The 21,247-nt window shown below is 53.2% G+C and carries 18 protein-coding genes and 1 pseudogene; 11 read left to right on the forward strand and 8 right to left on the reverse strand.

Annotation, left to right across the window (positions count from 1 at the left end; translation table 11 throughout):
• Nucleotides 1-28: 28 nt before the first annotated feature.
• The 3 genes from hslR to pckA all read left to right on the forward strand — a co-directional run bounded on the left by hslR (nt 29) and on the right by pckA (nt 3,289).
• A complete protein-coding gene (gene hslR / locus ACP3TC_RS20090; RefSeq protein ID WP_313855146.1) occupies nt 29-430 on the forward strand; it encodes a ribosome-associated heat shock protein Hsp15 in 402 nt (133 codons plus the stop codon).
• Nucleotides 431-452: 22 nt separating this feature from the next.
• On the forward strand, nt 453-1,331 hold the full coding sequence (gene hslO / locus ACP3TC_RS20095; protein WP_313855145.1) for an Hsp33 family molecular chaperone HslO: 879 nt from the start codon (nt 453-455) through the stop codon (nt 1,329-1,331).
• Nucleotides 1,332-1,669: 338 nt separating this feature from the next.
• Entirely contained in the window at nt 1,670-3,289 is a 1,620-nt protein-coding gene (gene pckA, locus ACP3TC_RS20100) for a phosphoenolpyruvate carboxykinase (ATP) (RefSeq protein ID WP_426817115.1), read from the forward strand.
• A gap of 98 nt (nt 3,290-3,387) precedes the next feature.
• On the opposite strand, the gene envZ is transcribed toward pckA, so the two are convergent.
• Nucleotides 3,388-4,749, reverse strand: a complete 1,362-nt coding sequence (envZ, locus tag ACP3TC_RS20105) for a two-component system sensor histidine kinase EnvZ (RefSeq protein ID WP_313855139.1) — start codon at nt 4,747-4,749, stop codon at nt 3,388-3,390.
• On the reverse strand, nt 4,746-5,465 hold the full coding sequence (gene ompR / locus ACP3TC_RS20110) for a two-component system response regulator OmpR (protein ID WP_001157751.1): 720 nt from the start codon (nt 5,463-5,465) through the stop codon (nt 4,746-4,748). Before ompR ends, envZ begins: the two co-directional genes overlap by 4 nt.
• Before the next feature lie 279 nt (nt 5,466-5,744).
• Here ompR and greB point away from each other — a divergent pair, with 279 nt between their 5' ends.
• From greB to ACP3TC_RS20135, 5 genes are all read left to right on the forward strand, one after another.
• Entirely contained in the window at nt 5,745-6,218 is a 474-nt protein-coding gene (gene greB, locus ACP3TC_RS20115) for a transcription elongation factor GreB (RefSeq protein ID WP_426817116.1), read from the forward strand.
• A gap of 109 nt (nt 6,219-6,327) precedes the next feature.
• Nucleotides 6,328-8,658 carry a Tex family protein gene (locus ACP3TC_RS20120; RefSeq protein WP_426817117.1) on the forward strand — a complete coding sequence of 777 codons (2,331 nt, stop codon included), beginning with the start codon at nt 6,328-6,330 and terminating at the stop codon, nt 8,656-8,658.
• A gap of 148 nt (nt 8,659-8,806) precedes the next feature.
• A complete protein-coding gene (gene feoA, locus ACP3TC_RS20125; RefSeq protein ID WP_313855133.1) occupies nt 8,807-9,031 on the forward strand; it encodes a ferrous iron transporter A in 225 nt (74 codons plus the stop codon).
• Between the two features lie 12 nt (nt 9,032-9,043).
• Nucleotides 9,044-11,344 (forward strand): Fe(2+) transporter permease subunit FeoB, encoded by a 2,301-nt coding sequence (gene feoB, locus ACP3TC_RS20130; RefSeq protein WP_426818304.1) that lies wholly within the window; start codon nt 9,044-9,046, stop codon nt 11,342-11,344.
• 101 nt (nt 11,345-11,445) lie between these two features.
• Nucleotides 11,446-13,143: an alpha-amylase family glycosyl hydrolase gene (locus ACP3TC_RS20135; RefSeq protein ID WP_313855131.1), complete on the forward strand. Its 1,698-nt coding sequence runs from the start codon at nt 11,446-11,448 to the stop codon at nt 13,141-13,143.
• A 22-nt stretch (nt 13,144-13,165) separates the two neighbouring features.
• Here ACP3TC_RS20135 and ACP3TC_RS20140 read toward each other — a convergent pair whose 3' ends face one another.
• Together ACP3TC_RS20140 and bioH are read right to left on the reverse strand one after the other, a co-directional pair.
• Nucleotides 13,166-13,435, reverse strand: a complete 270-nt coding sequence (locus ACP3TC_RS20140; protein WP_313855129.1) for a YdgH/BhsA/McbA-like domain containing protein — start codon at nt 13,433-13,435, stop codon at nt 13,166-13,168.
• Between the two features lie 180 nt (nt 13,436-13,615).
• Nucleotides 13,616-14,392: a pimeloyl-ACP methyl ester esterase BioH gene (gene bioH, locus ACP3TC_RS20145; protein ID WP_313855127.1), complete on the reverse strand. Its 777-nt coding sequence runs from the start codon at nt 14,390-14,392 to the stop codon at nt 13,616-13,618.
• A gap of 45 nt (nt 14,393-14,437) precedes the next feature.
• On the opposite strand from bioH, the gene gntX reads away from it, so the two are divergent.
• A complete protein-coding gene (gntX, locus tag ACP3TC_RS20150; protein ID WP_313855126.1) occupies nt 14,438-15,121 on the forward strand; it encodes a DNA utilization protein GntX in 684 nt (227 codons plus the stop codon).
• Between the two features lie 251 nt (nt 15,122-15,372).
• Here the strand turns inward: gntX and ACP3TC_RS20155 are convergent, their stop codons facing one another.
• The 3 genes and pseudogenes from ACP3TC_RS20155 to ACP3TC_RS20165 form a co-directional block, all read right to left on the reverse strand.
• Nucleotides 15,373-15,612, reverse strand: a complete 240-nt coding sequence (locus ACP3TC_RS20155; RefSeq protein ID WP_313853244.1) for a hypothetical protein — start codon at nt 15,610-15,612, stop codon at nt 15,373-15,375.
• Nucleotides 15,613-15,702: 90 nt separating this feature from the next.
• Complete coding sequence (locus tag ACP3TC_RS20160) at nt 15,703-16,263, reverse strand: hypothetical protein (RefSeq protein ID WP_313853243.1); 561 nt, start codon at nt 16,261-16,263, stop codon at nt 15,703-15,705.
• 172 nt (nt 16,264-16,435) lie between these two features.
• Nucleotides 16,436-16,638: pseudogene (locus tag ACP3TC_RS20165) on the reverse strand (VapC toxin family PIN domain ribonuclease); the annotation flags it as partial.
• A gap of 407 nt (nt 16,639-17,045) precedes the next feature.
• Here ACP3TC_RS20165 and ACP3TC_RS20170 point away from each other — a divergent pair.
• On the forward strand, nt 17,046-17,699 hold the full coding sequence (locus tag ACP3TC_RS20170) for a hypothetical protein (RefSeq protein ID WP_426817118.1): 654 nt from the start codon (nt 17,046-17,048) through the stop codon (nt 17,697-17,699).
• 327 nt (nt 17,700-18,026) lie between these two features.
• The gene (gene nfuA, locus ACP3TC_RS20175) at nt 18,027-18,602 is read left to right on the forward strand and encodes a Fe-S biogenesis protein NfuA (RefSeq protein WP_313855117.1); all 576 of its coding nucleotides are present in this window, start codon (nt 18,027-18,029) and stop codon (nt 18,600-18,602) included.
• A 516-nt stretch (nt 18,603-19,118) separates the two neighbouring features.
• Here the strand turns inward: nfuA and malQ are convergent.
• Nucleotides 19,119-21,185: a 4-alpha-glucanotransferase gene (gene malQ / locus ACP3TC_RS20180; RefSeq protein ID WP_426817119.1), complete on the reverse strand. Its 2,067-nt coding sequence runs from the start codon at nt 21,183-21,185 to the stop codon at nt 19,119-19,121.
• Nucleotides 21,186-21,247 lie beyond the last annotated feature (62 nt).

Below are 21,247 nucleotides of genomic sequence, written 5' to 3' on the forward strand. Positions count from 1 at the left end.
GACGGAAGATCGTTAATCAGGAGCAGCAATGAAAGAGAAAAGCACTGAGGGCGTCCGGCTCGATAAATGGCTTTGGGCTGCACGCTTTTATAAAACCCGCGCGGCGGCTCGCGAAATGATCGAAGGTGGCAAGGTTCACTATAACGGTCAGCGCAGCAAACCGAGCAAGCTAATGGAAGTGGATGCCGAACTGACACTGCGCCAGGGCAACGATGAAAAAACCGTGGTGGTACTGGCAATTACCGACCAACGACGTCCCGCAACGGAAGCCCAGCAGCTGTACGCCGAAACGGCACAAAGTATTGAGAAACGCGAAAAAGTGGCGCTGGCGCGCAAAATGAATGCGCTGACGATGCCCCATCCCGACCGCCGCCCCGACAAGAAAGAGCGCCGCGATCTGATGAAATTTAAACATTCTGGCGATGAATAGATCGCAACTATGAGAGAAAATTATGTCCCATCAAGACCAAATGCATCGTTACCTGTTCGAAAACTATGCCGTACGCGGTGAACTGGTAAACGTCTCTGACACCTGGCGCGAAATTATTGAAGGCCATGACTATCCACAGCCGGTTCAGCAACTGCTGGGCGAACTGCTGATTGCCACCAGCCTGCTAACCGCGACGCTGAAGTTTGACGGTGATATCACCGTGCAGTTGCAGGGTGATGGCGCACTGAATCTGGCGGTAATCAATGGCAACAATCGTCAGGAGATGCGCGGCGTGGCGCGTACTCAGGGTGAAATTGCTGAAGGCAGCACGCTGAAAGAAATGGTGGGTAATGGCTACCTGGTGATCACTATCTCCCCGGAGCAGGGTGAGCGCTATCAGGGCGTGGTCGGGCTGGAAGGCGATACGCTGGCTGCCTGTCTCGAAGATTACTTTATGCGCTCCGAGCAGCTGCCAACGCGCCTGTTCCTGCGCACCGGTGAAGTGGAAGGCCAGAAAGGTGCCGGCGGCATTCTGCTACAGGTCTTACCGGCGCAGGATGCCAGCACTGATGACTTTACTCATCTGGCGACCTTAACCGAAACCATTAAAACCGAAGAGCTGATTACTCTGCCTGCCAACGAAGTGTTATGGCGTTTGTATCATCAGGAAGAAGTGACGGTTTATGAGCCGCAGAACGTGCAGTTTAAATGCACCTGCTCGCGTGAGCGCTGTGGCGAAGTGCTGACTACGCTACCGCAATCCGAAGTGGATGAAATTCTCGCGGAAGACGGTGAAATTGATATGAACTGTGACTACTGTGGTAGCCACTATGTCTATGATGCCATCGATATTGCCGCCATTCGTAACGACTCAGCGACCGGCAACCAGCAAGTACATTAATCAGTCATGGGCGGCGGCCGCGCCGCCCGCACTAAAATTCTGAAGCCATCTCCTTATCTATTCCCCACTGTTATTATCACTAATATCGACAATTAAAGCTGGCTTCTCTGATGCTTACGACATATTCCCGCCTCAGATTGCACTGAATTACATCATTAAATCGTTTCGTGTCTCATTTCTGCCGTTCCGCTCTTTCGCTAATGAGTCACAGGTGTACACTGCGCGCGATCGTGATTATCCCTGCCCTGTTTCACCCTTGATATCGATGATCACGGTCGGTGAAAACGAAATACCCCCTACATTTTATGCAGTAAAAAAACCGATAAAGGAGCAGTAATATGCGCGCTAACGGCCTGACCGCCCAGGACCTCGTCGCTTATGGCATCACTGATACGGTTGAGATTGTTCATAACCCCGATTATGACACTCTCTTTCAGGAAGAAACCCAACCCGGTTTAACAGGTTACGAGCGCGGCATTCAGACTCAATCCGGTGCTATTGCGGTGGATACCGGCATCTTTACCGGACGTTCACCCAAAGATAAATATATTGTGCGTGATGACACCACGCGCGACACCCTGTGGTGGTGCGATCAGGGTAAAGGCAAGAATGATAATCAGCCGCTGTCACAGGACACCTGGGATTCACTGAAAGCGCTGGTGACCAGGCAACTGTCCGGCAAACGCTTATTTATTGTCGATGCGTGGTGCGGTGCTAACCCTGACAGCCGCCTCAGCGTGCGTTTTATCACTGAAGTTGCCTGGCAGGCGCACTTCGTGAAAAACATGTTTATCCAGCCAGATGAAGCCGGGTTGGCCAGCTTTAAACCCGACTTTGTCGTGATGAACGGTGCGAAATGCAGCAACCCGGACTGGCAAGCGCAGGGGTTAAACTCGGAGAACTTTGTCGCGTTTAACCTGACGGAAAACGTTCAGCTGATCGGCGGCACCTGGTACGGTGGCGAAATGAAAAAAGGTCTGTTCGCTATCATGAACTACCTGTTGCCATTAAAAGGTATTGCTTCGATGCATTGTTCGGCGAACGTCGGCGAAAAAGGCGATGTGGCAGTATTCTTTGGCCTGTCTGGCACTGGAAAAACCACCTTGTCTACCGACCCGCTGCGTCAGTTGATCGGTGATGATGAACACGGCTGGGATGATGACGGCGTGTTTAACTTCGAAGGTGGCTGCTACGCCAAGACCATCAAGCTTTCCGAGCAAGCGGAGCCGGAAATTTATCACGCCATCCGCCGCGACGCGCTGCTGGAAAACGTGGTGGTATTAAGCGATGGTTCGATTGATTTTGATGACGGCAGCAAAACCGAAAACACCCGCGTTTCCTATCCGATCAATCATATCGATAATATCGTTAAGCCGGTTTCAAAAGCGGGCCACGCGAAAAAAGTGATCTTCCTGACCGCCGATGCGTTTGGCGTACTGCCGCCGGTCTCGCGTCTTACCGCCGATCAAACGCAGTATCACTTCCTGTCCGGTTTTACCGCCAAGCTGGCGGGCACCGAGCGCGGCGTAACTGAGCCAACGCCAACCTTTTCCGCCTGTTTTGGTGCGGCATTCCTCACTCTGCATCCGACACAGTATGCCGAAGTGCTGGTGAAGCGCATGCAGGATGCTGACGCTGAAGCCTACCTCGTCAACACTGGCTGGAACGGCAGCGGCAAGCGTATTTCACTCAAAGACACGCGTGCGATTATTAATGCCATTTTGCAGGGTGAACTGAGTGAAGTGGAGACCCGGACACTGCCGATTTTTGATCTGCAAATGCCGGTAGCACTGAAGGGAGTGGACAGTCAGATTCTCGATCCGCGCAATACCTACCGGACCGCAGAAGAGTGGCACGACAAAGCATGCGATCTGGCACAGCGCTTTATTAATAACTTTGATAAATACACTGATACACCTGCTGGTGCCGCGCTGGTTAAAGCAGGCCCACAGCTCTGAGATTGACAGGAATAACGCAGGGAGCCGTTCCCGGCTCCCGTTCTGATGCAAACCTTCGATACGGGCGACGACGCGCCGCGTTTTCGCCCAGCTCTCCGTCAGGACGGCGTTGTTATTGCCGGTAACGCTACTGACGCTTGTTGTGGCAACGGTAAGTAAGCGCGAATGCGTAAACCTCCACGCTCACTGACACCAATATCCAGTGCCCCCTGATGCGCATCGATAATGCGTTGCACAATCGCCAGCCCCAGCCCGGTGCCGCTGGTACTGCGGGCGCTGTCACCACGTACAAACGGCTGGAACAGATGTTTTAGCTGGTCAGGTGCGATTCCCGGCCCGTCATCTTCCACCTGGAACCACGCGCGCTGCAGCTCACTGCCGCTGCTGACTTTAATCCAGCCGTTGCCATAACGCGCGGCGTTAACCACCATATTTGCCACCGCACGTTTGATCGACAGCGGATTGATTTCCACCAGCAACTCGGCAGGCATTACCTCATTTTCAATTTCACGTTCATAACCACTTTCAGCGGCCACCACTTCACCTAACACGCTGTTCAAATCAGCCAGTTCGGTCTGCATTTCCTGGCCGGTGCGCAGGTAGTCAATAAACTGTTCGATAATCGCATTACACTCTTCGATATCTTTGTTAATCGACTCGGCCAGATAACCGTCTTCTTGCGACATCATCTCAGTCGCCAGGCGAATACGCGTCAGTGGCGTACGCAAATCGTGGCTGACGCCTGCCATCAGCAGGGTACGATCATCCGCCAGTTGCTTAACGCCAGCCGCCATCTGGTTAAAAGCACGCGTAACCGAACGCACTTCCGATGCGCCATATTCACGCAGCGGCGGCGGGATCACACCTTTACCCACCTGTACCGCAGCATGCTCCAGTTCCACCAGGGGTCGGTTTTGAATTCGGATAAACAGCCAGGCCCCGCCGATAGCCAGCAGCATAATCGCCAGCGTATAGCGGAACAGCGGCGAGAAATCACCCTGATGAATTTCGGTCAGCGGCACACGCACCCAGATATCCGGCGACAGCCAGGTTTTCAGCCACACCACCGGCGAGTTTTTATTCACCTCGACCCGGACATCGGTTGGCCCACCCAGCTGCTGCGCCATCTGATCGCTGAGGAACTTATAGTGTTGCGCCCAGCGTAATCCGCTCTCTTCCGCCGCTGCATTGGTATACAGCGAAATACCCAGTTCGCGATAGATCTCGCGCCGGAACGCTGGCGGCACTTCAAGCTGCGTACCATCTTCCAGCTGCAACCGGTCAGTCATCAGCATACGCACTTCGTATGCCAGCACCTTATTAAACTGCTGCAGGCTGGGAAGAATGGCGAAGTTAAGCACCACCAGATAGGTTGTGACCAGGCTGACAAACAGCAGGGTCACAATCAGTAACAGCGTTCGGGCAAACGAACTGCGCGGAGAGAAGCGGAATCGCCTCATGCTTTGCTGCCGTCCGGCACAAAGACATAGCCGAGGCCCCAGACGGTCTGGATATAGCGCGGATGCGCCGGATCTTCCTCAACCATACGACGCAGACGAGAGATCTGCACGTCGATGGAGCGTTCCATGGCGCTGTATTCGCGGCCACGCGCCAGGTTCATCAGTTTGTCACGGGAAAGTGGCTCACGCGGATGGCTGACCAGTGCTTTCAGTACCGCAAATTCACCGCTGGTCAGCGGCATCGGTTCATCTTCACGGAACATTTCACGGGTGCCGAGATTCAGTTTGAATTTACCAAAAGCAATCACCGCCTCTTCCTGTGAAGGCGCACCCGGCAGTTCATTGGCCTGACGACGCAGCACCGCGCGAATACGCGCCAGCAGTTCACGTGGGTTAAACGGTTTAGGAATATAGTCATCCGCACCAATTTCCAGCCCGACGATACGGTCGACTTCTTCACCTTTGGCGGTGACCATAATGATCGGCATCGGGTTGCTCTGGCTGCGCAGACGACGACAAATAGACAGGCCATCTTCACCTGGCAGCATCAGGTCCAGCACCATCAGGTGGAAAGATTCACGGGTCAGCAGACGGTCCATCTGCTCAGCGTTAGCCACGCTGCGCACCTGAAAGCCCTGCTCGGTCAGGTAACGCTCCAGCAGCGCACGTAAACGCATATCATCATCAACGACGAGGATTTTGTAGTTTTCTTGCATTTCGATACTCCCAAAGGCGCGATTGCCTGAGTCACTATTCTTAAAAAAGTTGCCGTACAGTGACAGTTATTAATGGTTTATATTGTAGCCGAAATTGTTACAAAGCATATTAAACAGGGGCTTAACATTGATTTTTAACAGGTCTGTGCGCATTTTTGCGCCGTTGCGACCTTATCGCCACTGATTGTCACAGCTTAACCCGAACAAGGTTGAAGCTCTGATAATATTCCCTCTAAAATCGCAGTAACAGCATGTCATAACCAACAGAGCTAAAAGCCGATGAAAACCAAACTCGTTACCCGTGAAGGCTATAACCGGCTAAAAGAGGAACTGGACTTCCTCTGGCGTGAAGAGCGGCCGGAAGTGACCAAAAAAGTGACCTGGGCTGCCAGTCTGGGTGACCGCAGTGAAAATGCCGATTATCAATACAATAAAAAACGGCTGCGTGAAATCGACCGACGGGTGCGCTATATCACCAAAAGCCTCGAAGCGCTGCGCATTGTCGACTACTCACCCCAGCAGGATGGCAAAGTGTTCTTCGGTGCGTGGGTCGAGATTGAAAATGATGATGGCGACATCAAACGCTTTCGCATCGTGGGTTATGACGAAATCTTTGGTCGTAACGACTATATCTCTATTGACTCACCCATGGCGCGCGCATTGCTGAAAAAAGAAGTCGGCGATGCCGTTATCGTTCATACACCGGCAGGCGAAGCGCTGTGGTACGTGAATGAAATCAGCTACGTCGGATAGAAAATTCGGATTATGGCGCAATCACTGCCAGCTGGCTGGCAATTTTGCGCGTCGATCCGTATAACTGTCCCCTGATTCTCAACCCTGTGATAGCAAGATAGTTGAACCGATGATGAATGATTCGCTGAGCCGCATTATTGCAAGTGAACTTCAGGCACGAGCTGAACAAGTTGAAGCCGCTGTTCGCCTGTTGGATGAAGGGAATACCGTGCCGTTTATTGCACGTTATCGTAAGGAAGTGACCGGTGGTTTGGATGACACCCAACTGCGCCAACTGGAGACGCGTCTTGGCTACCTGCGCGAACTGGAAGAGCGCCGTCAGTCCATTCTGAAATCCATTGACGAACAGGGCAAACTCTCCGAACCGCTTGCTGCCGCGATCAACGGCACGATGAGCAAAACCGAACTCGAAGACCTCTATCTGCCTTACAAGCCGAAGCGCCGTACGCGTGGACAGATCGCGATGGAAGCGGGCCTGCAACCGCTGGCAGATACGCTATGGCAGGATCCGTCACATCAGCCTGAGCAGCTGGCCGCAGAATTTGTCGACGCCGATAAAGGCGTGGCCGATGTGAAAGCCGCGCTGGATGGCGCACGCTATATTCTGATGGAGCGCTTTGCTGAAGACGCTGCGCTGCTGGCGAAGGTGCGTGAATACCTGTGGAAAAACGCCCATCTGGTTTCCCGCGTGGTGGAAGGCAAAGAGGAAGCGGGCGCGAAATTCCGCGACTACTTCGATCATCATGAAGCGCTGTCGACGGTGCCTTCACACCGGGCACTGGCGATGTTTCGTGGCCGCAACGAAGGCGTGCTGCAGCTGGCGCTGAATGCCGATCCGCAGTTTGATGAGCCGCCGCGTGAAAGCCACGGTGAGCAGATCATCACTGAACACCTGAATCTGCGCCTGAACAATGCGCCGGCTGACAGCTGGCGTAAAGCGGTCGTCAGCTGGACCTGGCGCATCAAGGTGCTGTTGCATCTGGAAACCGAGCTGATGGGCAGCGTGCGCGAGCGTGCAGAAGATGAAGCCATCAATGTGTTCGCCCGTAACCTGCACGATCTGCTGATGGCGGCCCCGGCCGGCATGCGCGCCACCATGGGTCTCGATCCGGGCCTGCGTACCGGCGTAAAAGTGGCGGTAGTCGATGCCACCGGCAAACTGGTGGCGACCGATACCATCTATCCACACACCGGCCAGGCAGCGAAAGCGGCAGTGGCGGTGGCGAATCTGTGCAGTAAACACCAGGTTGAGCTGGTGGCGATTGGTAATGGTACGGCATCACGCGAAACTGAGCGCTTCTTCCTGGACGTGCAGAAACAGTTCCCGCAGGTACAGGCGCAGAAAGTGATTGTCAGTGAAGCCGGTGCCTCGGTGTACTCGGCTTCCGAACTGGCGGCGCTGGAGTTCCCGGATCTGGACGTGTCGCTGCGCGGCGCGGTATCTATCGCCCGTCGTTTGCAGGATCCGCTGGCCGAGCTGGTGAAAATCGATCCGAAATCCATTGGTGTTGGCCAGTATCAGCATGATGTCAGCCAGAGCCAGTTAGCGAAAAAGCTCGATGCGGTAGTCGAAGACTGCGTAAACGGCGTGGGTGTCGATCTGAATACCGCCTCGGTGGCGCTGCTGATGCGCGTGGCCGGGCTGAGCAAAATGATGGCGCAGAATATCGTCGGCTGGCGTGATGAGAACGGCCGCTTCCGCAACCGCCAGCAGCTGCTGAAAGTCAGCCGCCTCGGGCCGAAAGCCTTTGAGCAGTGTGCCGGCTTCCTGCGTATTAACCATGGCGATAATCCGCTGGATGCCTCAACCGTGCACCCGGAAGCTTACCCGGTGGTGGAGCGCATACTGTCTGCTACCCGCCAGGCGCTGAACGAGCTGATGGGTAATCCGTCTGAGCTGCGTAACCTGAAAGCGGTCGATTTTACCGATGAGCGTTTTGGTGTGCCTACCGTCAGCGACATTATCAAAGAGCTGGAAAAACCGGGTCGCGATCCGCGTCCTGAGTTCAAAACCGCGCAGTTTGCCGACGGCATCGACACCATGAACGATCTGCAACCTGGCATGGTGCTGGAAGGGGCGGTGACTAACGTCACTAACTTCGGTGCGTTTGTCGACATCGGTGTGCATCAGGATGGCTTAGTGCATATCTCTTCACTTTCCGACAAGTTTATCGACGATCCGCATAAAGTGGTGAAAGCCGGTGATATCGTCAAAGTGAAGGTGATGGAAGTCGATCTGCAACGTAAACGTATCGCACTGACCATGCGTCTCGACGAACAGCCAGGCGAAAGTAATGTCCGCGCAGGCGGCAACAGCAAGAGCGCCGCGCGTGATGGCGGACGTCCGGCACAGGGCAAACCGCGTCCAAAAGCCAGTCAGACCCCGGCGGGCAACAGCGCGATGGGCGATGCATTAGCCGCGGCCTTCGGTAAAAAGTAATCACCTCACAGGGCGGAATCTTTTCCGCCCTGATTATTTTTCTCAGTTCACCGCGAAATTGTTTTACGTCAATTCCAACGATAATCGTTCTCATTAAAATTACACCCTGATCTTCTTTGTCGCCCGGCGACAATATCGAGGTGCTTTAATGCAACTTATCGCTCAACAACGCTATAAAATCATCGGTTTCAGCGCCACTATCGGCGCAGCATTTCGCCAGAAACTGCTGTCGATGGGCATGCTGCCCGGCACCAGTTTTGATGTGGTGCGTATTGCACCACTGGGTGACCCGCTGCAGATTGAAACGCGACGCGTTAATCTGATGCTGCGGAAAAAAGATCTCGCCCTGCTCCAGCTCGAATGCGTGAGCTAAACGAGGCTGATGATGAAAACCTGCACCATTGGCCTGATTGGCAACCCAAACGCTGGCAAAACAACGCTGTTTAATCAGTTAACCGGCGCACGCCAGCGTGTTGGCAACTGGGCGGGCGTCACCGTTGAGCGCAAAGAGGGCAGCTTTAACACCGCTCAGCAGCAGGTGCGGCTGATCGATCTGCCGGGAACTTACTCGCTGACCACGCTGGCGCAGCAAAGCTCGCTGGATGAGCAGATCGCCTGCCACTACATTCTCAGCAACGACGCCGACCTGCTGATTAATGTGGTCGATGCCAGCAATCTGGAGCGTAATCTTTATCTCACCGTGCAGTTACTGGAGCTCGGCGTGCCCTGCATTGTGGCGCTTAACATGCTGGATATTGCCGAAAATCAGCGTATCAGCATCAATACTCAGGCACTGGCAAAACGTCTCGGTTGCCCGGTAGTCCCGCTGGTTTCAACCCGGGCGCAGGGTATTGATGCGCTGAAGCAGGCGATAGATCAGCATTCACTTCAGGCCGCCGAACTGACGATTGATTATCCGGTTGAGATTAACCATGCCGCCACGCAGCTGACGCAGACGCTGCCCGCTTCTTTTTCCGCAGCGCAACGTCGCTGGTTAGCGATTCAAATGCTGGAAGGCGATATCTTTAGTATTGCGCAAGCCGGAACCGCAGCCCAGGCATTACTGGCATCGCTATCGCAGGATTACGCACTGGCCATCGTTGAAGCGCGCTACCGCACCATCGAAAAGCTGAGTGCCGCCGTCAGCAATAGTCATCTGGCGCAGCCCCATCGCCTGTCGCAACGGCTGGACAGCCTGATCCTCAACCGCTGGCTCGGCGTGCCGATTTTCCTGCTGATGATGTATCTGATGTTTCTGCTGGCAATAAACATTGGCGGTGCACTACAGCCGCTGTTTGATATCGGCTCGGCAGCGCTGTTTATTCATGGTATGCAATGGCTGGGCTGGATGTTGCAGCTCCCCGACTGGCTGACGCTGTTTCTGGCGCAGGGAGTGGGCGGCGGCATCAATACCGTGCTGCCACTGGTGCCGCAGATTGGCATGATGTATCTGTTTTTGTCGTTTATGGAAGACTCCGGCTATATGGCGCGCGCCGCGTTTGTGATGGATCGCCTGATGCAGGCGCTCGGGTTGCCAGGCAAATCTTTTGTGCCGTTGATCGTCGGCTTTGGCTGCAATGTGCCGTCGGTAATGGGTGCCCGCACCCTTGATGCGCCGCGTGAGCGGCTGATCACCGTAATGATGGCGCCGTTTATGTCCTGCGGGGCGCGGCTGGCGATTTTTGCCGTATTTGCCGCCGCCTTTTTTGGTCAGAACGGTGCGCTGGTGGTATTCAGCCTCTACATTACCGGCATTCTGGCGGCGATTGGCACTGGCCTGCTGCTGAAGCATACCCTGATGCGTGGCGACGCGACGCCATTTGTTATGGAGCTGCCGCTATACCACGTTCCGCATCTGAAAACCTTACTGCTGCAAACCTGGCAGCGCTTGCAGGGATTCGTGCTGCGCGCCGGTAAAGTGATCATTGTCGCCAGTATTATCATCGGCGCACTTAACAGTTTTTCCTTTAGCGGTAAGCCGGTCAGCACCATCAACGACTCAGCGCTGGCTACCGTCAGCCGCAGCATTACGCCGCTGCTGGCGCCGATTGGCGTGCACAATGATAACTGGCAGGCCACCGTCGGCCTGGTAACCGGAGCAATGGCAAAAGAGGTGGTGGTTGGTACGCTTAACACCTTGTATACCGCTGAAGCGATCAGCCAGACGCCATTTGACCCCAGCCAGTTCAGCCTGCGTGAGGAACTCACCGAAGCGTTGAATGAAACCTGGCAGGGCCTGAAAGCCACCTTTTCACTCAGCGTGCTGGCTAATCCGATTGAAGCCAGCAAAGGCGATGGCGAAATGGCCAGCGGCGCGATGGGTATGATGAGCAGTAAATTCGCAAACAATGCTGCCGCTTATAGCTATCTGTTATTCGTGCTGTTGTATGTTCCCTGCGTCTCGGTAATGGGGGCGATCGCCCGCGAAAGCAGCCGCCGCTGGATGGCGTTCTCCATATTTTGGGGATTAAATCTGGCCTTTTCACTGGCTACGCTGTTTTATCAGTTCGCCACCTTTGCCGATCATCCGCGTTACAGCAGTATCGCCATCGCCTTAGTCGTGGTGTTTAACCTGCTGGTGATCGCCATACTCCGTCACCTGCGCCTGCCGCCAGAAAGGATTGCCATCACGACGCTTTCATCATCCGGCTGCCGGGGATGTAAACAGAGCAAAAACTGCCATTAGTCTGCAGCTTCACTCTGCCAGGTGGTTGCGAATTTAGTCCAACGGTCTACAGTGAAAAAGAGTGCTTTTTCATTCTCCACGCGGTGGCCCGTTGGATTAAAATGCATAATATCAATAATTTAATAGACGAAATCTATTCATCGACCTTCCCGCAGGCCAGCCGCGAGCGGCTGCTTTCTGATATACGTGCGGCGCGCGAGTCAATAAAAAATGCCCGTAAGCCACACTGGGATGAGAAAGATGTGGTGCTGATTACCTATGCCGATCAGTTCCGCGAAAGCGAAGCGCCAACGCTGGCCACCTTTGCCCGCTTTTACCAACAGCATCTGCACAACACTTTTAATATTGTCCATCTGCTGCCGTTCTTTCCATGGTCTTCCGACGATGGCTTTTCCGTGATTGACTACCATCGGATCGACAGTATCTGTGGCGACTGGTCAGATATTGCCGAATTACATCGCCATACGCGGCTGATGTTCGATTTTGTCTGCAACCATATGTCAGCGCACAGCGCCTGGTTTAAACATTTTCTGGCGCTGGACCCCGGCTGGGACGACTTTTTTATCAGTATGCCGCCCGCCACCGACCTTAGTGCGGTCACGCGCCCGCGCACTTCGCCGCTGCTGACGCCGTTTGATTTTGCCAATGGTGAAAAGCGCTTTATCTGGACCACCTTCAGTGCCGACCAGATAGACCTCAACTTCGGCAATCCGGAAGTGCTGATTCGCATGGCCGGCGTACTGCTGGATTACCTGAAAAAAGGGGCCGATTATGTCCGCCTTGATGCAGTTGGCTACATGTGGAAAACCCCCGGCACCCGCTGCATTCATCTGCCGAAAACCCATCAGCTGGTGAAACTGTTTCGCGCCATCGTCGATGAGGTGGCGCCCGGCACGGTGATCATTACCGAAACCAATGTGCCGCATCAGGACAACATCAGCTATTTTGGTAACGGCGAGGATGAAGCACAGATGGTGTATCAGTTTTCGCTGCCGCCACTGGTGCTGCATGCAATACATAATGGCTCTTCACGCGCGCTGCGCCAGTGGGCCGCCTCGCTGGACTCCGGCGGTGGCACCACCACTTTCTTTAACTTCCTCGCTTCACATGACGGTATTGGTCTTAATCCGGCGCGCGGTATTTTGCCGGAATCAGAGATCGTCGCACTGGTGCGCGATCTGGCAATGGAAGGCGCGTTGATCTCGTATAAAAACAATCCGGATGGCAGCACCAGCCCCTATGAAATTAACGTCACCTATATGGACGCGCTTAACCAGCAGGACGACGACGACGAGACGCGTCTGCGCCGATTTATGCTGGCACATGCCCTGCTGCTGGCCTTTCCCGGCGTACCGGCGATTTATGTACAGAGTATTTTGGGTTCGCGCAATGACAACGAAGGGGTAAAAGCGGCCGGCCACAACCGCGCGATTAATCGCGAGAAATATGCCATTGCCGATATTGAGCAGCAGCTGACGGCAGAAAACGGGCTGCGCCATCAGGTGTTTACGCAGCTCAGCGCATTAATCCAGCTGCGAACCCGCCAGCCGGCTTTTCATCCTGATAATCCAATGGAAATTCTCGACAGCGACAATACGCTGTTGATACTGCGCCGCTACTCGCATGACGGACAAGCCAGCCTGTTATGCGTGTATAACCTGAGCAGTAAAAGCGTGGAAACCCGGCTGCCCGAGCAAAGAAAGTATCGTGATATTGTGCGCGAAGAGGTGATCGACGGGAATGAAACGCTGGTGTTAGCGCCGTGGCATTATCTGTGGCTGAAAACGGGCGTGCCTTAATCAGGCATGCCCGGCGAACGGATTACTTGTAAACTTCAGCAGTCGCGCTGATTTTACCGTGCTCACGTCCGGCGATAACCAGGAAGTATTTACCGCCCTTTTTATCAGCCTCTTTTGACAGCACTGCTTTAGCATCCATTGGTGAAGTGGTTTCAGCGGTAGTGGTTACCGTACCGATTTTTTCCAGCTTCATCTGTTCAACCTGCTCTTTGGTCACTTCTTCCGCCGCCAGCGCGCCAAAAGAAACTGAACCCAGTACTAATGTTGCAGCAATAGTTTTTAATACATTCATATAAAGCCTCTCCTTAGATCGATATTGATATGTGCAATTACCACTTCAGAACACGTAAACAGCCAAAAAATTATTGCCCGGTTCCGTGGACAACTCAGACTGATGAGATAATTAGCAGCCTTGCTTACCTGAGCAATTATTACTGCTAACTTACAAATTTGCCAGTTATATGACCAAATGTTACTGCGCCAGCGACTGCGTAAAATCAATAACATGCTGGCTGAACGCCTCGGGATGCGAGATAAATGGCGCGTGTGCCGCTTTCTCAATAATGCGTGATTCGCTATCTGGCCATTGCTCATCCAGCAAACTGGCAACCTTGCGCGGCACCAGCCCGTCGAGATAGCCATACAGCCGTAACATTGGCACTTTTAATCCGGCCATCTCAGCACGCAGATCGACCTGCCTGAGAATCTCCAGCCCACCTTCCAGTACCTCGACCGACGGCATCGGCTGCGACAACACCACACTCTTCAGCAACCGCGCATCCTGCCGCGCAGATTCAGTACCCAGCGTTTGCAGCGCCAGGAAACGCTCAACCGTGCGCTGGAAGTCTTCACTCAGCTGATGCTGAAAACCTTGCAGGGTGTGCGGTTTAATCCCGGGCCAGTCTTCGCGGGCAGTAAAACAAGGTGACGATGCCACACTGATTAGCGCCCGCACTCTGTCGGGATAACGCAGCGCCAGGCGGCTGGCGACCAGGCCGCCCAGCGACCAGCCAACTAACACCGCTTGTTCCGGCATCTGCGGCAGCAGGCTGTCCACCATCTGGTCCAGCGTCATTGCGCCATAACCGCTGCTGCGGCCAAAGCCTGGCAGGTCTACCAGATGCAAACGAAAATGCGGGCTGAGCCGGTCGATTATGCAATGCCACACTTCGGCATTCAGTCCCCATCCGTGCAACAGCACAAGATCAACTTTTCCTGTGCCGGCGGTCTGCCAGTAGAGCTGCGCCATCGGTTATTGTCCTTTATTCGTTACAGAATCACTTTAGAGGCCACTATGCTACCAATGCCGGGATGTTGTTGGCTATGCCTGATGCCGCTGGCGCTGCATCAGCAGGGAGTTTGTAGTTACTGTTATCGTCAGTTGCCGCTTCATCCGGCGGCCTGCCCGCGCTGTGGCTTGCCAGCAGCTGGCATCACCGGGCAGTGCGGCCGCTGCCTGCGACGTCCGCCGCCGTGGCAGGCGCTGTGCTTTGTCAGCAACTACCAGCCTCCTCTCAGCGTATTGCTGACTCAGTTCAAATTTCATCGCACAACGGCACTCTCCGCGGTGCTGGCGCGGCTGATTTTGCTGAGCTGGTGGCAGCAACGACGAATTCGCCCGTTAGCCAGGCCAGCGATCATTGTTGCCGTGCCACTGCATCAGCGACGCGCATGGCAGCGGGGATTTAATCAGGCCGACCTGCTGGCGCGTTTACTGGCGCACTGGTGCGGTAGTGATTATCAGCCACAAGGATTGCGCCGGGTGCGCGCCGGAAAGGTGCAGCATCAGTTAAGCGCCAGTGCACGGCGAAAAAATCTGCGTGGGGCTTTCAGGCTGGAAATTGACGTTCGCGGGCGTCACATCGCCATCGTTGATGATGTGGTCACTACCGGCAGTACCGTTGGCGAAATCAGCCGTCTGTTAATGGCTGCTGGCGCCGCCAGCGTGCAGGTCTGGTGCCTGTGCCGAACCCTGTAGCACTGTTTGAACAATGCTGAACGGTTCCCGAATGATTTTCGTGGGGATGATTAAAGAGGCCGTTACGCTATGCCATCAGGGAGATTCTGTTGATCTGCTATCCAACAGATGCGGTAAGCGTGCAAATAATGCCGCTCGACTTTTTTGTGTTTACTTCTTATTTTAATTGTCGTCGATGTCAGCTATGAGCGAAGAGCGGACATCGCGGAAATATTAGAATACTGAGCGACTATGTTATGGGTGTTGTGCTTTTACTCCCATCCCATTTCTTTGTAGGTCTTACTGTCCTGTTCAGGAAAATCAGTTTGATATTCTCCCCAATTACGAAACGCGTAATATTTGTTCATTGCTTCAAGATGGGAATCTGTGTCACATGTCCACACTAATCTGTAGTCTGGATCCAGCATTTTACGAGCAGAGTCTCCCCGTGGACCGGCAAGACAAAACAAATCTAAACCACCTTCGTTTGTCCATAGCTCATGCTTCATCATTTTGCTTCCATGAACTGCTTCCCATAAATTTAGATATTGCGATGTTAGCAAAATCCGCTTCTAGCAGTTACTGTGAGGGTAACCCCTTCATCAAATCGGGATACCCGTTTTGAAATCGAGCTTAAAAGATTCCCAGCCTCCTGGAGGATCCCACTCTCCCCGACCAAGCACCGTATCATTATCTATTGACGTAATGAGCACGCCATCAATAGCGCACTGACTCGATTTCCAGAGAATGCCAGCTGAAATATCAATCAAAAAAACGTGGCAGTAAGTGGTGACCAAAACCTGATCATGTAGCCTGTCAGAATGGATGTCAGGAACTGAATAAATATGGCCAACGTTATCATCTAGTGGATAGTTTCTGAACGAGCGAGTGACCATGTCAAAAACATAAAAGTGATCACCACAAATGATTGCCACGTGGGATTCATTCAGGAGAAATTCAGAAAAGGCGCTGGAAATCAGCCAGCCATCCTCATTTGCACGTACATACAACTGTAAAATCAGAATGGGCTCAGCATCCTTACTGATTAGCAGTCGCCGATCCATTTCTCCATTAGGGCCAAAAGGATTGACGTCGATGATCGAAACACTTTCCGTTTCATCACCGGGCGTAGGCTGTTCAAGATAGGTCGCTTTTAATGTCATTGAGCATCCAAAGTGTGACAGAAGAACTCATGCTACTTTACAAGCTGATGCCACGACAACACCGTAGTTGCCATATTGCGCTGACCAGCCCCCACAGATTAGTCATTCCGATGTCAGCTACGCCCGCTTCTGGCACAAAGCGGACTTTACAACTTCGAGATTGGGCCTGCAGCTAGCTGACCCAATCTTCCAGCGCCAGATCCGGCTCCCGCTTAAACACCCTCACATTATTTTTACCAGTACGGCGCCGACGGCAATGGCGTACCCGACAATCGCCGTGCCATTTGGACCGCTCGGCATCTCGGTATAAGTGATAGCCGAGACCACGATACGCTGATTGCGCAGCATAACCTTCTCAAGGCGCTTGATCACGGCTTACGGCTACTCACGCATGATGACTGAGCAGACGCTTAATATATGCATTAATATCAGAGATATAGTGACATATGTTGCCTGTGCTGATTTCTTTCTTTTTGTGTTTAGCCCTGAAATAGTCAAGCCGAATCTTTACCGGTAGATTGTCCACCAGACAAAATTAGCCAGTGACTGGCGCAGGCTTTAATAAATGAGAATTTAATTTCTGGGAAACGGGTCAACAGGCCGCTATAAGCGAAAAACAGCAGTCAGAACTCAACGTAAATTCCAGGGTATCAGCGGATCGAATATTTCAGATCCGTTGTGGAAACTGATCAATCCAGAAAGGTTGAAATTTTTACTGGAGTGAGGAGCAATACGGGCAGAGTATGGATGCCAGCTGAAACTATAATAATTAAGGGTTTTTGATGTTCCGCAAATCGACTCTGATAACTTTACCCCTGCTGACAACGTCGGTATTACTGCTGACAGGATGCCCTCCAGCACCGGATCTGACACAGTGGCAGCGTCCTGATACCGACATCAACGGCGTGCGTATCGCGATGGGTAAATGCGGCGTACAACTGCCTGGGCCCGATATCCCTAAAACGGATAATGAGTCGGTTCTGTATTACCAATGCATGGAAAATATGGGGTTTACCCGAAAAGACGGATTCAAAATTTGCAGCATTCGTATTTACCACGATACGCCAGCCTGCCTTGAACAAGAGCAGGGTCATCCCTTGAGTCAGAGCCAGTTAGAAGCGCTGCCTTTTGTTGCAGACAGAGGGTTTCATCCGATAAAGCCGGATTCCGGCGTGAGCACGTTCTCGCTGATTAGCTGGCGTAAAGCGGGGGCCTCGCTGCATTATTCTCATGAAATTGAAAACGACAAACAAGCACTGGCGGTAATGTATCAATGCGGTTATCCGCAACCTTTGGGCTCGGTGCCCTACGTGCCGACACTACGCAAAGCCGCTATTGTTCAGCAATGCATGCTGGATAAGGGTTTCGAGCCGAAATACAAACTCAATCTGGTTTGTCGCAATTACCCGCAAGTCACGGGCTGCCTAAAAACCTAACTCTTACTTCTGAACTACAGCGAAGAAGCTGTATTGGCATAACAGGAATCTCCGCTAGTGAGGAACAGTAGATATCTGCCAGTATTGATGTCACATCCTGCCAAATCCGGCGTAGAGCAAAACGCTATACAAAATCAGGCAAAAATTTCTGGAAATGGAGAAAATTGAATCGCGCTGTTTGAGGCTTCGACCGGACAAGGGTCTTTCTTTTTAACAGTAAGAGCTACCTCTTCTGCTTTGCCGTGACATGCCAGTGTCGAACCTTGTAGCGCGCCAGTGATGGGCGTATTATAACCAGTTAAATGTGTTAACTATTGAGCAATCGCCATGATCCGAATTTCTGATTCTGCGCAAGAACACTTCGCAAAACTGCTGTCAAACCAGGAAGATGGCACCCAGATCCGCGTATTCGTTATTAATCCGGGTACGCCTACCGCCGAGTGCGGCGTCTCCTACTGCCCACCCGATGCAGTAGAAGCCACTGACACCGAATTTAAGTTTGAAAAACTGTCCGCTTTCGTTGATGAACTCAGTGCGCCATATCTGGATGATGCTGAAATTGACTTCGTTACTGACAACCTCGGTTCCCAGCTAACGCTGAAAGCGCCTAACGCGAAAATGCGTAAGGTGTCAGACGATGCGCCACTGATTGAGCGCGTTGAGTATCAGCTGCAATCGCAGATCAACCCGCAGCTGGCAGGCCACGGTGGTAAAGTCTCGCTGATGGAGATCACTGATGAAGGCTACGCCATTCTGCAGTTTGGCGGCGGCTGTAACGGCTGTTCAATGGTCGACGTGACGCTGAAAGAAGGTATCGAGAAAGAGCTGCTGCAAACTTTCCCGGAGCTGAAAGGCGTGCGCGATCTGACAGAGCACCAGCGCGGCGAGCACTCTTATTATTAAGTTTGTCGTCACGCCATGAAAACTTGATGGCGCGGAGGGTTCATAACAGTGTTATGAACCCTTTTTTATGCGATTAATTTTAACGTAGTGAAATTGATCGCCGGACAGCCACTTTCCAAATGATCGACTAATCAAAAACGTTGCGATAATGGAGTGAGTGATAAATGGAGTTAAGTAATGAATGACTTTTTTGAAGGTGCATAATGTATCCGGAGAATCAAAAGACGTTAATCATCCCGGCTGAATAAATATTGATTCTTAAAGCTGTCGCGCAACACGTTTAGCTAATGGCACAGGTAAGATTAACTGTCGAAACCTCATCATCCATACCAGGATAGATAAGCCTCCCCCAACTTTGCTGCTATTTTCTTCAAAAGAAATTGAATTTCTGATGGATTAAAGAATTTTATACCGTATCTCTCTTTCCTAAACTTGCCTGTGCTAATTTAACTCAATGATTTTGATGGACAATTACCCGACGGGCGAATCACTCCGCCTGTCGGGTCGTCTTGGTTTCTAACGCCGACGCCGATCCAGATCCTTAATCAGGCGATTAACTTTTTGATCGGTGAACATCGCTTCCAGCGTAGTGCTGAGCTTGCGCCGCCAGTTGGGATACTGATCGGTGGTTCCCGGCACGTTCACCGGCTTTTCCATATCCAGCCAGTCTTCCGGCTGCAAACCCAGAAGCGCACTGTTACTGTCGGCGATAAAACGCTGCATACCGCGATTCAGCTCTGGCGTCATCGGCATGTTCAGCGCCCGCTTACCCAACCGCTTAGGCACACAGCCGTACTGGTGCAATGCATCCAGCAACGCCTGCCGCTGCTGCTGACGATTCTCATACAGCCCGCGCAAAATCACCTTATCAGGATACAGTCCCAGCTCCTCGCCAAGCGTTAAATCACCGGCACTCCAGAAGCCGCGCAGCGTCGGTAAATCGTGGGTGGTGGCGCTGGCCATCGACTGAGCGGGCCAGGCATCCGGCGCACGATAGCGATCGGCCGACTCTTGCTCGAAATAGAGTACTTTCCACGAATAAACCCCGCTGTCGCGCAGCTTACCGATAATCTCCACCGGCACGGTACCGAGGTCTTCACCGATGACCATACACTGATTGCGCTGGCTCTCTAATGCCAGAATCGCCATCAGATCCTCCACCGGATAATACACATAGGCACCGTGGTCGGCGGTTTCACCGTACGGAATCCACCACAGCCGCAGCATCGACATCACATGATCGATGCGCAATGCGCCGCAGCTGGCCATATTGGCACGCAGCAGGTCGATAAACGGCTGATAGCCCCGCGCCGCCATCACATGCGGATCCATCGGCGGCAGGCCCCAGTTTTGTCCCAGCGGCCCTAAGATATCCGGCGGCGCGCCCACCGAGGCTTTCAGGCAATAGAGTTCGCGGTCGCACCAGGTTTCCGCTCCGCCCTCTGCCACGCCGACCGCCAAATCGCGATACAGACCGATGGACATATCACGCTGCTGGCTCTGCTGCCAGCACTGGTCGAACTGACGATTAGCCAGCCACTGTAACCACAGCCAGAAGCGCACTTCCTGCTGATTTTTCTGGCAAAAAGTCTGTACAGCTGCGTTATCTGCATTTTGATACGCTTCCGGCCATACCGGCCATCCCCAGCGCTGCGCATCCTCTTTCAGCATCGCCGCATGCATTGCATCGTAAGCCGCCTGATAAAACAGGCTGCCGCCGCCATGGGTAATAAAGCGTTCAAAATCGACACAGGTTTCATCCTGCTTATCGCGGGTACAAAACTGCTGCCAGGCGAGACGCAGTGCGGCAATTTTCAGATCGCTGACGGTCTGATAATCCACCCATTCACTGTCGCGCGCACGGCTTAACGCCTGCTGAGTCGCACTCTCCTGCCACCAGCGCTGCGCCGCTTTACTCTGCTGAAAATCGGTTACCTGTGCGACATCGATATAAATCACATTCAGCCAGCGACGCGAAGAGGGGCTGTACGGGCTGGCACTTTCCGGGTTAGCCGGATAGAGCGAATGAATCGGGTTAAGGCCGATAAAATCACCGCCGCGATCGGCAATCTGATCCAGCATTCTGCGCAGGTCGCCAAAATCGCCGATACCCCAGTTTTTCTCGGAGCGCACGGTATAAAGCTGGACGCAGGCACCCCACAGCTTTTTACCGTCACGCAATCTCTGTGGCTCAAAGCAGCGCTTCGGCGCAACAATAATACGGCACGGCCACTGTTGTTTGCCCTGAGTCAGCGTCAGCTGGTGATAGCCGGTTGCCAGCCGGGATGGCAATGTCAGGGTATCGCCTGCGGCAATCTCGCCCTGATACTGCTTGCCGCTTTCTGCCTGTAAGTGCCAGTGGAAATGCCCTTTGCCATCGACCGGTAGCGTTAACTTACCGCTGCCGCTAAATACTTTGGCCGCCGGTAGCGGCGCAGCACTGGCCGGCTTCGGATTGCCCATCGCCGCCAGCAGGCGCTGTTTGGTCTCGTCAGCAATCGCCTCTGGCTGCCCCTTCGCATTGATATAGCTGGATGCAATACCGGCCGCAGTGGCAGCCTTGTTAAGTTGTTTTGAATCCATTATTCACCTTGGCCAATCCTGCCTGTCAGGCGTCATTATTGCAGCGAGCCTGGACAGTGCCA

This window comes from Winslowiella sp. 2C04, assembly GCF_050037805.1.
GTDB lineage: Bacteria > Pseudomonadota > Gammaproteobacteria > Enterobacterales > Enterobacteriaceae > Erwinia > Erwinia toletana_A.

What these genes read in the sequence shown, in the direction of transcription:
- hslR (WP_313855146.1), top strand. Translation starts at nt 29, where the DNA reads ATGAAAGAGAAAAGCACTGAGGGCGTCCGGCTCGATAAATGGCTTTGG.
- hslO (WP_313855145.1), top strand. Translation starts at nt 453, where the DNA reads ATGTCCCATCAAGACCAAATGCATCGTTACCTGTTCGAAAACTATGCC.
- pckA (WP_426817115.1), top strand. Translation starts at nt 1,670, where the DNA reads ATGCGCGCTAACGGCCTGACCGCCCAGGACCTCGTCGCTTATGGCATC.
- envZ (WP_313855139.1), bottom strand. Translation starts at nt 4,749, where the DNA reads ATGAGGCGATTCCGCTTCTCTCCGCGCAGTTCGTTTGCCCGAACGCTG.
- ompR (WP_001157751.1), bottom strand. Translation starts at nt 5,465, where the DNA reads ATGCAAGAAAACTACAAAATCCTCGTCGTTGATGATGATATGCGTTTA.
- greB (WP_426817116.1), top strand. Translation starts at nt 5,745, where the DNA reads ATGAAAACCAAACTCGTTACCCGTGAAGGCTATAACCGGCTAAAAGAG.
- ACP3TC_RS20120 (WP_426817117.1), top strand. Translation starts at nt 6,328, where the DNA reads ATGATGAATGATTCGCTGAGCCGCATTATTGCAAGTGAACTTCAGGCA.
- feoA (WP_313855133.1), top strand. Translation starts at nt 8,807, where the DNA reads ATGCAACTTATCGCTCAACAACGCTATAAAATCATCGGTTTCAGCGCC.
- feoB (WP_426818304.1), top strand. Translation starts at nt 9,044, where the DNA reads ATGAAAACCTGCACCATTGGCCTGATTGGCAACCCAAACGCTGGCAAA.
- ACP3TC_RS20135 (WP_313855131.1), top strand. Translation starts at nt 11,446, where the DNA reads ATGCATAATATCAATAATTTAATAGACGAAATCTATTCATCGACCTTC.
- ACP3TC_RS20140 (WP_313855129.1), bottom strand. Translation starts at nt 13,435, where the DNA reads ATGAATGTATTAAAAACTATTGCTGCAACATTAGTACTGGGTTCAGTT.
- bioH (WP_313855127.1), bottom strand. Translation starts at nt 14,392, where the DNA reads ATGGCGCAGCTCTACTGGCAGACCGCCGGCACAGGAAAAGTTGATCTT.
- gntX (WP_313855126.1), top strand. Translation starts at nt 14,438, where the DNA reads ATGCTACCAATGCCGGGATGTTGTTGGCTATGCCTGATGCCGCTGGCG.
- ACP3TC_RS20155 (WP_313853244.1), bottom strand. Translation starts at nt 15,612, where the DNA reads ATGATGAAGCATGAGCTATGGACAAACGAAGGTGGTTTAGATTTGTTT.
- ACP3TC_RS20160 (WP_313853243.1), bottom strand. Translation starts at nt 16,263, where the DNA reads ATGACATTAAAAGCGACCTATCTTGAACAGCCTACGCCCGGTGATGAA.
- ACP3TC_RS20170 (WP_426817118.1), top strand. Translation starts at nt 17,046, where the DNA reads ATGTTCCGCAAATCGACTCTGATAACTTTACCCCTGCTGACAACGTCG.
- nfuA (WP_313855117.1), top strand. Translation starts at nt 18,027, where the DNA reads ATGATCCGAATTTCTGATTCTGCGCAAGAACACTTCGCAAAACTGCTG.
- malQ (WP_426817119.1), bottom strand. Translation starts at nt 21,185, where the DNA reads ATGGATTCAAAACAACTTAACAAGGCTGCCACTGCGGCCGGTATTGCA.